The sequence below is a fragment of the Bifidobacterium sp. W8112 genome (assembly GCF_016101425.1).
Classification (GTDB): Bacteria; Actinomycetota; Actinomycetes; order Actinomycetales; family Bifidobacteriaceae; genus Bombiscardovia; species Bombiscardovia apousia.
Genome location: NZ_JACFQN010000001.1, coordinates 522321 through 535226, shown reverse-complemented (window position 1 = coordinate 535226; position 12906 = coordinate 522321). Strand labels below are relative to the sequence as shown.

The window sequence follows — 12906 nt, the reverse complement described above, 5'->3', positions numbered from 1 at the left end:
ATTTGGTGGATAATCAGGCAATCATGTTCATCACAATTCAGGAATACAAGGACGCACTGCGACCCTCGGCCTTGCTTTGCTCGCCCACGCCGGTGCTGATCGGCACGGCGGTGGCCCTCCGGCAGCTGTTCAGCCAAGGGTTGAGGCCGGATGCGCGCTTCTGGCTGATCGCTCTCTTGTGCTGTCTGACGGCTGTGTTCATCCACAGCACCTGCAATCTGGCCAATGACTACTTTGATGGCATCAGGGGCACTGACGAAGGCCGGAGCAGCCTTTCGGGAGCTGGCGCTGACGGCTCGGTGCCTGATCTGCCCAGAAGAGGGGTGGCCGGTGGTGTGGAGCCTCGCAAGGTTCTGCTGTCCGCCTACCTCAACATCCTTATGGCTTGCCTGTCCGGACTGACCCTCTGCTGGGTGACTAGCCACTGGTGGATGATCCTGGTCGGCATTTTCTGTCTGCTGGGAGCCTGGTTCTACACGGGAGGCAAGCACCCTTACGGTTATAGGGCCATGGGCGAGCTGAGCATCATGATCTTCTTTGGCCTGGTGGGCGTGCTGGCCACCCAGTACCTGGAGACTGGCAGCATCGACCGTCACGGGTTCATCGGCGCCCTGGTTGGCGGTCTTATCTGTATTCCTGTTCTGGAGATCAACAACTATCGAGACATTGATGCGGATCCTCTGGCCGGCAAGTACACGCTGTCTTCCTTCATCGGAGCCAGAGGCACGCTGATTCTGATGGGGTCCTGCTATGCCCTGGCTGTAATCCTGGGCGTGGTTGAGTCATGGTCTCTGTCTGACGGCTCTCTTGCGAACGTCTGGCCCCGTCTGCTCTGCCTGCTGCCTGTCCTGGCTCTGGCCATTGCCACCACAGCGGCCAGCTGTCGGAACCGCTTCAGTAGGGCCTTTGCGCTGTCGGGCTATACCGATCTGCTGACAGGGTTCTGCTGGCTGGGTGTCTGCCTGCTTTAAGTGACCGCTCTACGGGGGGGGGGCTGTAGATCCGCCAAACAGTCCCTCTTAGGTCTTAGAATTTTCACTATGACCTACAAACTAGTATTGCTCAGGCACGGCCAGAGCGCATGGAACAACACCAATCAGTTCACCGGCTGGGTGGACGTCCCGCTGACCGAGCAGGGCGAGCAGGAGGCCCGCAAAGGCGGCAAGCTGCTCAAGGATAAGGGTGTCCTGCCGGACATCGTCTTTACCTCACTGCTGCGCCGCGCCATCAACACCGCCAACATCGCCTTGGACGAGGCTGACCGCCTTTGGATCCCTGTCAAGCGCGACTGGAGGCTGAACGAGCGTCACTACGGAGCACTGCAGGGCAAGAACAAGACCGAGATCCGCGAGAAGTACGGTGATGAGAAGTTCATGCTCTGGCGTCGTTCCTATGCCACCCCGCCACCCGAAATCGACCCTGACGACGAATACTCGCAGTCCCATGATCCCCGGTATGCCGGAGCCCCAGTGCCTCGCGCCGAGGCGCTGGCCAACGTGGTCAAGCGCGTCACCCCCTACTGGGAGAGCGACATTGTTCCTGAGCTCAAGACCGGCAAGACCGTCCTGATTGCTGCCCACGGCAACTCCCTGAGGGCCATCGTCAAGATGCTCGACAACCTGACTGAGGACGAGATTGCCAAGGTCAACATTCCCACGGCCATCCCCCTGGTCTACGAGTTGGATGAGAACTTCAAGCCCATCAAGCCTCGTGGCGAGTATCTGGATCCGGAAGCAGCCGCTGCTGGTGCTGCTGCTGTGGCGGCCCAAGGCCAGAAGTGAGATTCAAATCTATCCGATGATCTCAATCGGACTTTGAATGCAGAGCGTCCAAAGTTATTGAGGTGGTGTCGTCTCCTCTTGTGGAAGGCACCACCTGTTTGCATTCCTGATGCTGGCGGGTGCCTATCTGGTTCTGATGGTCAAAGCGACACTTTGCCTAGGTTCGACTTGCTCTTCCACGCCGACTGCGGAGCCATCGTGCAGATGGACGACGCTGGCTTGGTATCGTCTGCTCTGACCGTTGAGCGTGACATCTTCCAGCATGGTGTTCGGTTGCATGGCAATTTGCAAATAGACATGCAGGGGTTCATCGGTTCTATTTGTGAAGAGAAGCGTGTTGTCTTCTTGCTCGAAATCGACCTGGCCGCCGCAGAAGGCCAGGTCCTTCCAGCTAAAGTGGCGCCAGGGTGTGTAAGGAGCGATTCTGATGCTGCGGGTTTCCTGGTCGCGCTCGACTCCCATGATGTCGTGCAGGAAGAAACTGACGAATTCACCCGCGCACCAGCCGCACTTGCCCAGGCCACGTTTGACCTTGGTGGGTTCTTGCTCAGCATGCTCGAAGGGCCACCACCAGAAGGATCCATCCAGATCGGTGGTTCTGCGCAGCTCAAGCAGGGCATCGCTAAGTTCTTCTCGGGTATTCGCCCTGCAGAGGCCATGGATCTGGCCGGGATAGGTAATTCCGTTGCTGTCGTCAAAGTCCCAGAAGTCGATTCCGCCCGTAATCGGGGCATAATACGGGTCTCTGGTGCTGTGGGCCCATCTGGCATGGTTGCGTATGCGCTCGTCGTCACGGCTGGTGAATCCGTAAACGGAGGCCATGGTCAGGTCGCTTTCCTCTCCGTCATGGACGCCGATGATGCTCCCATCCCTGTTGGCCCCTTCCACGTACATGGGGCTGCCATCAATGCTGCGGACGCATTTCTCGTTAAGTGACTGATGAAGTTCCTCGGCTATCTGTTCCAGCTGTTCTGCCTGACCGGTATCCAAGAGATCCGAGAAGTCCTCAGCCATGACCTTGGCGGCCTTCCAGGCCAGTATGTTGGACCCGGTGTGGTAGTCGCCACGTGACGGTCCGTCAGAAATGTAAAGGGTCTCATACAGTTGACCTTGCTCAGGTCGTTCGGCGATAAGATCTGCGGCCAGCCTACGGACGTACTGAGTGAATGTCCTTTGGTCTGCAGTGAACGCCTTGCGGCCATGCCGGTGAACCAACATGGAAGCCAGAACTGCAGCGAGGCAGGAATTGCCCAAGGAATGTTCGAATCCGCTGGCTTCGGGATGCATTCTGGACTCGCGTTCCCAAGCATGGTCGGGAATGCCATACTGCGCGAGGAATTCGATCATGGGATTGGCCAGGTCAGGGTTGCTGTCGACCAGACCCATGGCACAGTAGCCGAAGTCTCTGATCCATACGTCGGGGAGCGGGTTGGCGTTGGATCCCCAGAATGAGCCAGCTGCTTTGCCGTCTGCCAGCAGAAGAAGACTTTGTCGGGCTAGTTCCGCCGACCGGGTGATGAGTTCACCGTACCATGGGTCTTCCGGAATCTGTACCTTGCCCAGGCTGCCCTTACGGGCTTTCAAGGTAACGTTCAGAGCTTTCCGGCATTCCTGAATGGAGTCGAATGTATGCAGGTTATCCTCTTGCTCCGAAAAATCGAAGACACTGGCCACGCTCCGACTTTCTCCTGGAGCAAGCCGGAGCATGGCCTTGCAGGTGTCGTGCGCGACAGGACTGTCCGATTCGCCCAGAAGATTGTATTTCAAGGGTAACAGTTCCGCACCATCCTTGCCCTGCGTTGACGACAGCATAGATACATTTACGTCTAAAGGCGTCGTCCCCCTATTGGTAAGCTGACAAAGCTGAATCAGGCACAAGGGTCTGCTGGCACCTTCCTGGGGCGCGAAGACGATGGTCTGGCTGTGCAGATCACCTATCGAGGCATCGAAGACAGGTATGAGTTCGTCTATGAAGCTAAGCGCCGGCGATAGACATTGACGGTTCATGCAATCGATCTGCATTCCAATGTGCCCTTGGCAGAAGGCCAGCTTCTTGTACACATAGACACCAGGAATGGTCTTGCCTCGCATGTCCTGGCGTCCTACTGCAACAACCGCGCGTCGCACCTGTCCAGTCCTGTCCAGGGCAGCCAGAAGGCGATTGTTGGAGATGTCGACGCTGAAAGGATAATCAGTGTATCTGCCCAGGTCGTATTCCATGACCATGTCGTCAGGCCATTCGAGCCCTGCGGCGGCGAACAAGCTTGCACGATTGCCAGCGGCACCTTTTGTATTGAAACCCATGAAGGTGTTCTCTGTTTTGGTTTCTTGTTGATCCGAGGTTGGCAACGGCATCAACTGCTCCTTTCAGCAAGTCTGTGGGACGCGGGTATCGCTTCATTAGCACGCTCGAGGGCCCATCCATGGTCATGGAGTCCACATGGCTACATCCATGCTTCCAAGCACATGATAACGTATACATCAACAAAGGACAAAGAGATCTTGGCAAGTTCGCCCATTAAGTACTGAAGCTGGCGCCGGATTGCGGGGACTAAATCCTGCCCCTTGGCAAGTTAGCGGAGAGTCAGCGCTCCGGAGGGGCGGTTGTGCTGCGAACAGCCAGAAAGGATGGCTGAATTTGCATGTTCTTTTCAGGGTTCTCGCCTTCCAGCAAATTCAGCAGCGTCTGAGCGGCTGACTTTCCCATCTCGTAGGGATCCTGATGAATAGTGGTGAGCCCGATTTCACGGGCATATGTCGAATCGTCGAAACCTGCAACCGATACGTCTCGGGGAATTGTGTATCCCGAGCGCTGCATGCAGAAAAGCAGAGGAAGGGCATATTCGTCATTCATGCAGATGACAGCTGTCGGGTACTGGTCCAACCTGGCCAACTGGGATAAGGCGAAGTCTGCTCGAGTATCGTCTTTGGGTGCATATACGACTGTCGGACTGACCTGATCCCCTAGTTGGGAGCAGATCGAACGGAATGCTTGCAGACGCGCCCGACCATTCCATTTGAAATGTTCAGTCTCTGGGTCCAAGCAGACGTAGGCGATTTTACGATGCCCGAGGTTGACCAGATGATTGATGATCAATCCCATGCAGCTGGTCTCGTCTATGCCTACGGTTGCCGAAAATTCCGGAATCGGTTCGGTGTTGATCCCGATAAGCGGGATGCCTGTCGTGGCTAATTTGTCGGCCTCAGTGTAGGGTATTTGAAAGGAGACCACAAGCACAGCATCAGCATTGCGTTTGATAGACATGTCCGAAAAGAAGGCATGGCGTTCCTGCTCATCTGAAACAGCGTATAGAGCGATGTCATACCCTGCGTCATGGAGGACGGAATTGAGGCCAGCCAGAACGTGCGAGTCATACCAGGAGTCCAATTCTCCGCCAGTCAGGAAGGCGATTCGTGCCGACTTGCCCGATTTCAATGCTGAAGCAGATCGTGAAATGGTGTAGTCCAAGTCCTGTGCGACTTTGAGGACTTTTTCCCTGGTTTGCGGGAGAACCTTGTCGGGGAGGGTAAAAGTACGGGATACCGTGGCTATTGAAACCCCGGCACGATCTGCTACGTCTTGAATGGATGCGCCCACAATGCCCTCCTGTTTTTCCCTAGGGCTTTTGCCTGCAAAATCTTATCACGGCTGCTCAAATCATGGATACGTATACATCTCATACTTATTCTTTGCAAGAGAGATGTGTTTTTAAACGGGGTTCACAAGTCTGGATTAGCCCTGACATACCGAAAATTGCTGAATAGCTGGGCTACCAAAGAACTTGCAGAGCGATAACCGGCGTGCTAACGTTTACATCAGCTGGTCGGAATGCCAATGATGGTTTCTGTATGTTCCATTTCGACTGGTCTAACCACAGGTCGAGCCGTCTTATGGCAGCGCGGCGGTTCGAACGGGGCAGAGGAGAAACGTCAATGAAGATGACGAAGAACACATTGGTGCGCGTGCTCGCGGCAGCTCTTACTGCCGTGGCTCTGGCACCTCTGTCGGCATGCGGTGGATCCGGAGGCGCCAATGTGACGACGCTCAGCTTCTTCCAAACCAAACCAGAAGCAGTAGAAGACTACACCAGGATTATCGCGGACTTTGAGCGACTGCATCCGAACATCAAAGTGGTGCAGAACCAGGTCTCTTCAGCCGACACAGCCCTGAGGGCTCTTCTAGTCAAGGATCGCACGCCTGATGTTATAGCGCTGAATCCTAATGGAAGCATGGGCAAGATGGCCAAGGCCGGGGTATTTTATGATTTCAGCAACACGTCGATAAGCCATAGGATCCGCCCGGTCATGCAATCCGTGATCAATGGACTGGGTCGAGATGGCCAACAGATCAATATCGTGCCTTATGCCGGCAACGTATGCGGTATCACGTATAACATCGATCTGTTCAAGCAGCATGGCATCAAGGTGCCTAAGACCTGGAAGGATCTTGAGCAGGCAGCTGCCGCTCTGGAAGCCGACGGCGTTGCTCCATTTATCGGAACACTGGGCGACCCCAATCGCGTTTCAACGCCTTTCGACGGTCTGGCTCCCTACTATGACAACGACGGGTTCTGGGACAAAATGCGTACCGAGGGCAAAAAGGTAGGGCCGGATTCGCCCGTTTCCTTCCAGAAAAACTTCAAACCTCTGATGGAACGGCTCTATTGGATTTACCAGCATTCGACCAAAGACGTGAGAACCATGACTTACGAGGACGGAACTTCAGCCTTCGCTCGTGGTGAGGGAGCCATGCTCCTGGCAGGGAACTGGTCAATGGCGCCGGTCCTGCAGATCAATCCGAAGATGCATATAGGCTTCTTCCCTTATCCCACGGACAAGGCCGACAAGGCCATTCTCGTATCAGGCGGAGATGTGGCGATCACCATGGGTGCGCATCCCAAGCATGAGAAGGAATCCATGGCCTTTATCAACTATCTGTACTCGGACGAAGTTCAGCGTCGTTTCGTCAAGTCACAACAGCTTATTCCCTCACTCTCGTCGATCCCCGTGGACGAGAATCCGGCCATGAAGCCGGCCAAATACTGGATAGATTCTGGCAGGATCCAGGGATATGCGGATCACCAGATACCCTCCAGTATCAGCTACAACCCGATATTGAACAAAGCCATGCTGGACGGCGACCTGGATTCGGCCCTCACCACACTCGACAAAGAGTGGGGCAAGGTCGCGGCCAGGACCATCGAGTGATCGGAGGCAAACGCATGACTATGACACAGACGACAGTGGCCACAGACACTCACCGGCATCGTCGATTTGCTGAGGCTACTTATTACTGGATGGTATGGCCTTTTATCATCCTTTTCGCCATCTTCCACACCATCCCCATGCTGGCCGGCATCTTCTTCAGCTTCACCAACTATGCCGGTTACGGAAAATGGCACATGGTAGGCCTGTCGAACTACGTCAATCTCTTTGGGGATGACAGGGTTCTCCACTCGTATTTGTTCACCATTTTCTTTTCACTGGTGGCTACGATCCTGACCAATGTCATTTCCTTGGCGATTGCCCTGGCCCTGAATGCCAGGATCAAGGCTAGAAATCTGTTCAGGGGCATCTTTTTCATTCCCTACGTGCTGTCCATGCTGATCATCGGATATGTCTTCCAATTCTTCTTTTCCAAGTCAGTGCCGAAGATCTTCTCAGCAGTTCCTCTGCTCAGGGATAACATCCTGACCAATGAGCACTGGGCCTGGGTGCCTATCGTTATCGTGACGGTATGGCAGGCTTGCGCTTTTGCGATCATCATCTACCTGGCAGGTCTGCAGACCATTCCTGCCGATATCTATGAGGCGGCTTCGCTCGATGGGGCCACAGGATTTAAGGCGTTCAAGTCCATTACATTGCCTCTGATCATGGGCTACGTGACCATAAATGTGGTGCTCAATATCAAGAACTTCATGCAGGCATTCGATCAGATAGTCGCCTTGACCGATGGAGGACCAGGGATGGCTACTGAATCGGTGACTCTGCAGATTTATCAAGGTGGATTCACAGGCGGCGAATTCGCCTACCAGTCTGCTGATGCAGCCATTCTCTTCCTGATCATCACGGCTCTTTCAGTTATACAGCTTCGTTACCTTAATCCGAAGGAGGATTAAGCGCCATGACCTCAAGTCAAGTTATGAATGCCATTCCGGCAAAGTCTTCAGGCATGAATCCACATACACAACACGGTCATGGACGGCGTCTCCATAGGGTCAATTGGTGGTTGACAGCCCTGGTGGCAGTATGCTCATTGACTGTTCTTGTACCGCTGTATTTTGCAGTGGCGGTCGCGCTGAAGAGTCCTGAACAGCTGGCTAAGGGGACAGGCTTTGAATGGCCCAATCCAGTGCATTGGGGCAATTTTGCAGAGGCCTGGGCACGGACCAATTTCCCCAGAGCGCTTATGAACACGGCCATGATCACGGTGTGTTCAGTTGTGCTGACGCTGCTGACCAGTTCGGTCTTGGCCTATGCACTAGCCCGGAATATGCACAGGCCCTTCTTTAAGATCGCTTACTACTACTTCTTGGCAGCCATGTTCATCCCGTTCCCTATTGTGATGCTCCCGGTCGTCAAGGAAACGGGATTGCTTGGTCTTGATAACCAGGCAGGTCTGATTGTGCTGTATACGCTATACGGGTTCTCGATGAACATCTTTCTGTATACGACTTACCTGCATTCCATTCCCATGGAATTGGAAGAGGCTGCACGGGTTGATGGGGCATCGACCTGGAGGGTGTTCTGGCAGATTATTTTTCCGCTTCTCATGCCGATGAATGCAACCGTGGGAATTCTGACCTGCGTATGGGCATGGAACGACTTCATCATGCCGCTGGTGGTACTTACGGATCCTGGTGCTAGGACCCTGCCATTAGCTCAGTATGTATTTCAGGGGCAATACAACACCAATTACACGGTGGCCTTCGCTTCCTACCTGATGGCTATGGCTCCCTTGCTGATCGTTTATATATTCTCTCAGCGGTGGGTCATCTCCGGAGTGGTGCGCGGCTCTGTAAAATAAACAAGTTTGGGTCCGACACCACTCGAACATACAAAAGGAACGGCCCGCCACCCGATGAACTGACAGGCAGTAGGTCGTTCCTTTGTTGTTCATTCAGTCCAGATCGAGGTCGAGATCCTTGGGATCCTTAGAGGGGTCGAAGCCCGACACGATGTAGACCACACGCCGGGCCGCCGAGACGCCGTGGTCTCCCAGACGTTCCATGAACCGTGCCACCAGGACCAGGTCGATCAGCTGCTGCCTGCTCCCCTTCCAGTCGTCTGAGAGGGCATAGCTGAAAGTTTTCTGATGGAGCTTGTCCATCTGGTCATCGCTGACGATGATCTGCTCGGCTATAGTCGTGTCCCTGTCGGAGAGCATGTCAACCAGACGGTCAGCCATGACGTCAAGAAAGTCCTGCATCTGCTTGAACAGGGGAATGACCTCGTCGGGCAGGGTCGGTTCGGGGTAGGAGCGCCTTGCAGTCTCGGCGATGTGCCTGGCCAGGTCTCCCATGCGCTCAAAGGTGGCTGACAGGCTCAGCGTGGAGACCACTACCCGCAGATCAGTGGCCACAGGGCTCTGCTTAGCCAGGAGCCTGATGCATTGATCGATGATGCTGGCCTGCAGGTTGTCTATATCGGCATCCCCGTCGATGACCTCCTGGGCCGTATCCACGTCGCAGTCCATCAGGGATCGCCCGGCTTTTTTGATGGCATCGCGAACCTTGGCAACCATCCGATCCAGATCGTCGGCCACCAGCCCCAGTTCCTCGTTGAAAATCACGCGCATTGTTCTTCCCTTTCGGCCTCGGTCAACGATACGGCTCCAGTCTATGTGACCAGGATGGCAAGAAAAAGCCAGTCCTGAAGAATGTCGGGCCATGGGAGCGGCAATCGAAGTCGGATATGCGAGAATAAAGCCGGAACTGCCGATGAGACTTGGTTGATGTCGCACGTCCGGGGTCGGCGCCGGACTGGAGGGAAGTCCTTATGGGACGGTTCATGGACCGCCTATGCAGTCTTGTGGGCAACCGGAGTACGGATGGTGAACAGGCCGATGGTGGGGCATTGGAGGGCTCGACCCAGGCTCTGCTGGCGCTCATTCCTGCCGCCACGGTTGTGGTCGATGGCGATGACGAGGTTGTTCGCTCAAGTCCGGATGCATACAGGCTGGGAATCGTCAGCAACGATGAGATTGCTGATCCGAAGATCATCGAGGCCATTGCGCAGGTACGCCGTTCGGGCGGTCGACGCACCTTCAATCTGACCACGCGAACGCCTACGGAATTCGCTCTGGATGCCGCAGCCGAGAGCCGGGAATCCGATGATTGGGATGTTGACGAGATTGAGGATCCTGGGGATGCGACCCATGTTCAGGCCCAGGCGGTATCCAGAAGGAACTGGCTCAAGGTCACCCTGGGACGTATCGACAAGTCCCTGGTCGTGGTGCTCATCGATGACGTGAGCGATTCGGTCAGGTTCGTTCGGACCAGGGATGCCTTCATGACCAATGTATCCGAGCAGATGCTCAAGCCGGTTCAGGCCCTTGAGGAGCTTGCGGCGCAACTGAAAACCACCTCGCATTTGGAGGAGGATGACCCGGATCTGCTACGCAGCCACCTGCGCAGCGTCTCCAAGGATGCCTCCTCGGTCCAGCGGTACAGTGCCTATCTGGGGCATGTGCTCAAGGATCTTCTTCTGCTGATCCGTGCTCAGGAGCGGATCAAACCCAGCAGAGAGAACGTGCTTGACGTGGCTGAGCAGATAAGGACAGTGGTGCAGGATGAGCAGGATGGAGCTGATCAGGCCCATGTGACACTACGGTGGCGATGCGACCAACCACTGACGATTCATGGCGACGGGCAGCAGATCAGAGTGGCTTTGGCCAAGCTGGTGGAGAATGCTATATCCTATTCACCTTCGGGCTCGACTGTCTCCTTGGTGGCGCAGGCCTCCAAGGACGGGCACTACGGGATCATCAGGGTGGTCGACCACGGCCAAGGCATATCCAAGGCGGACCAAGGCAGGATTTTCGAACGCTTCTACCGTGCGGACAATCAGAATGAGCAGACTGCAGTGGGCATCGGCCTGGGGCTGGCCATCGTCAAGCATGTGGCCCTGACCCACCATGGGTCGGTCACAGTCTGGAGCGCGCCGGGAGAGGGGAGCACATTTACGCTGATGCTTCCTCTGGCTCAGGGTCCGGTTGCTGGGCCAGACGGCGATAATCCCAGCGATTAAAGTGCTCCCAGATCATCAGCAGGATGCCCACGCCAACCCCGGAAAGGCAGACGATAAGGGGCTTGATGACCGTCATTCCGGTCAGCGCTAGGATGCCCACTACGGCCAGCGCTAGAATCCAGGCTCCTGTGCCGAACAAAAAGATGCGTCGCAGATCCACCTGCACGGGCCGCGGCGATGGCCTGCGGGCGTCCGGATCGAAAATGGGAGCCAGCTTCATACCCCCCACTGTACCGTTCGCAATGACATGCGGCGACCCCTATCGCCTTGCCCAGGCCTCGGCCCATGTCCTATCATGACGGGGATTGGTGGGTTCGTATGCACCGGCCCATGGAGGGATTTCCCGTGGAAAGGGGAGTGCGTGTATCCGATCCAAGCTGTGGAGAAGCACTACGCCTGGGGCTCGCATGACCGACTGCAGCGCATGTTCCATTTGCATGAGTCAGTCGAAGGCCAGGAGGATACCCTGGCGGAGATGTGGTTCAGCGGGCATACCGAATCCCCCTCGCCCCTGACCCTGCCCGACGGGTCACTCATGCCGTTGACCGAGGCCATTCGCCGCAATCCCATGGCCATGCTGGGAGAGCGCGACTCTCGCCTCTTCGGTCCTACCCTGCCCTACCTGTTCAAGATCATCTCGGCCCGCATTCCTCTCTCCCTGCAGGTGCATCCCCTGGATTTCGAGGCTCGTGCCGGTTTCAACCGTGAGAATGCCCAGGGGGTGCCTGACGAGGATCCGAGGCGCTCCTTTCACGACAGTCTGGCCAAGAACGAAATGGTGGTGGCCTTGGAGCCCTTCCAGGCCTGTGTAGGCTTCGCGACCATTTCCACTCAGCTGACCCTTTTGCGTGCTGTGGATCATCCTCTGGCCGAGCTGATGACCCAGGCGCTGACCGCCCGCACCTTCCACTTGGGCGTTCCGCCGGCCCGTTTCGCTTCGGCTGATGCCATGATGCCGGTCTCCTCTTTAATCTGGCCGGATTCTCGCCGACGTATTTTCCGGGCCTTCCACGCCGCCGTGACTGCCGAGCCAGAGGCGGCCCGAGGCATGGAAGAAGCCTTGGAGGCTGCAGCTGGGCGGCTACATTCGAAACGAGCGGGTGCCGTACTGAATCATGCCCTGTGTGCCGCGCGGGCTTTCCCGGAGGATCCGGCAGTGCTCTGTCTGCTCATGCTCAACCCTGTGGATCTGGAGGAGGGCGATTCGGTCTATATTCCCGCCGGGACTCCTCACGCATACATCCACGGCACTGCTGCAGAGATCATGACCAACTCCGACAACGTGCTCAGGGCAGGCATGACCCCCAAGCATCGGGACATTCCCAACCTCCTGCATAGTTTGGACTGCCAGCCCTCGGCCCCTATTGACCCATCCAGCTCCATGATCGCCACCCTGATCATGCATAATATGGTGACCTACCGGCCCAAGATCAACGAGTACATGCTGGTCTACGGGCATGTGGAGGAGGGTGGCGCCACCTGGCCCCTGCTCAACAGACTTCAGCAGCGTTACGGGGATCTGATAGAGCGCCTAGGGCCTCGTCACCTGATGATTCCGCGCCGCGGGCCGCGCATCATCGTCTGTACTGACGGGCGAATCCGTTGCGCAACCACCGACCAGTCCTGTGTACTGGATCAAGGACAGGCTCTCTTCATCCGCTCCCAAGACGGCCGTGTCGACATCACCATGCCTGAAGATTCCGACGAAGCTGGCGGGTCCTTCCTCCTGGCTTCGACTCCGGTTTGACCTCGTATGAGCCTGGTTCGCTCAGGGTGGACCAGGCGGGGTTTAAAACCGGGGGACACGCCGTGGCGGATTGCACGCATGCCGGTTTGCTCATGTCCGCCTTATGTCCGTATAATCCTAACGTATTCC

The 12906-nt window shown here is 56.1% G+C and carries 11 protein-coding genes; 7 read left to right on the top strand and 4 right to left on the bottom strand.

Annotated elements, in window-relative coordinates; genetic code table 11:
- Positions 1–23: 23 nt before the first annotated feature.
- Both menA and H3T92_RS02180 read left to right on the top strand, forming a co-directional pair.
- Entirely contained in the window at positions 24–971 is a 948-nt protein-coding gene (gene menA / locus H3T92_RS02185; protein WP_144085089.1) for a 1,4-dihydroxy-2-naphthoate octaprenyltransferase, read from the top strand.
- A gap of 69 nt (positions 972–1040) precedes the next feature.
- A complete protein-coding gene (locus tag H3T92_RS02180; RefSeq protein WP_024626731.1) occupies positions 1041–1781 on the top strand; it encodes a phosphoglyceromutase in 741 nt (246 codons plus the stop codon).
- A gap of 123 nt (positions 1782–1904) precedes the next feature.
- Here the strand turns inward: H3T92_RS02180 and H3T92_RS02175 are convergent, their stop codons facing one another.
- Both H3T92_RS02175 and H3T92_RS02170 read right to left on the bottom strand, forming a co-directional pair.
- Positions 1905–4136 (bottom strand): hypothetical protein, encoded by a 2232-nt coding sequence (locus tag H3T92_RS02175; protein WP_232350332.1) that lies wholly within the window; start codon positions 4134–4136, stop codon positions 1905–1907.
- Positions 4137–4365: 229 nt separating this feature from the next.
- A complete protein-coding gene (locus H3T92_RS02170; protein WP_144085091.1) occupies positions 4366–5379 on the bottom strand; it encodes a LacI family DNA-binding transcriptional regulator in 1014 nt (337 codons plus the stop codon).
- A gap of 251 nt (positions 5380–5630) precedes the next feature.
- Here H3T92_RS02170 and H3T92_RS02165 point away from each other — a divergent pair, with 251 nt between their 5' ends.
- From H3T92_RS02165 to H3T92_RS02155, 3 genes are all read left to right on the top strand, one after another.
- Positions 5631–6989: an ABC transporter substrate-binding protein gene (locus H3T92_RS02165; RefSeq protein ID WP_101432734.1), complete on the top strand. Its 1359-nt coding sequence runs from the start codon at positions 5631–5633 to the stop codon at positions 6987–6989.
- A gap of 137 nt (positions 6990–7126) precedes the next feature.
- Positions 7127–7900, top strand: a complete 774-nt coding sequence (locus H3T92_RS02160) for a carbohydrate ABC transporter permease (RefSeq protein ID WP_198189320.1) — start codon at positions 7127–7129, stop codon at positions 7898–7900.
- A 53-nt stretch (positions 7901–7953) separates the two neighbouring features.
- Positions 7954–8808 carry a carbohydrate ABC transporter permease gene (locus tag H3T92_RS02155; RefSeq protein ID WP_373924680.1) on the top strand — a complete coding sequence of 285 codons (855 nt, stop codon included), beginning with the start codon at positions 7954–7956 and terminating at the stop codon, positions 8806–8808.
- Positions 8809–8901: 93 nt separating this feature from the next.
- On the opposite strand, the gene phoU is transcribed toward H3T92_RS02155, so the two are convergent.
- Positions 8902–9579 carry a phosphate signaling complex protein PhoU gene (gene phoU, locus H3T92_RS02150; protein ID WP_101432733.1) on the bottom strand — a complete coding sequence of 226 codons (678 nt, stop codon included), beginning with the start codon at positions 9577–9579 and terminating at the stop codon, positions 8902–8904.
- A gap of 200 nt (positions 9580–9779) precedes the next feature.
- On the opposite strand from phoU, the gene H3T92_RS02145 reads away from it, so the two are divergent.
- Positions 9780–11030 carry a sensor histidine kinase gene (locus H3T92_RS02145; RefSeq protein WP_232341826.1) on the top strand — a complete coding sequence of 417 codons (1251 nt, stop codon included), beginning with the start codon at positions 9780–9782 and terminating at the stop codon, positions 11028–11030.
- Here the strand turns inward: H3T92_RS02145 and H3T92_RS02140 are convergent.
- Positions 10963–11250: a DUF2530 domain-containing protein gene (locus H3T92_RS02140; RefSeq protein ID WP_144085093.1), complete on the bottom strand. Its 288-nt coding sequence runs from the start codon at positions 11248–11250 to the stop codon at positions 10963–10965. The two genes, H3T92_RS02145 and H3T92_RS02140, sit on opposite strands and share 68 nt — an antisense overlap.
- Positions 11251–11391: 141 nt before the next feature.
- On the opposite strand from H3T92_RS02140, the gene manA reads away from it, so the two are divergent.
- A complete protein-coding gene (gene manA / locus H3T92_RS02135; RefSeq protein ID WP_144085094.1) occupies positions 11392–12777 on the top strand; it encodes a mannose-6-phosphate isomerase, class I in 1386 nt (461 codons plus the stop codon).
- Positions 12778–12906 lie beyond the last annotated feature (129 nt).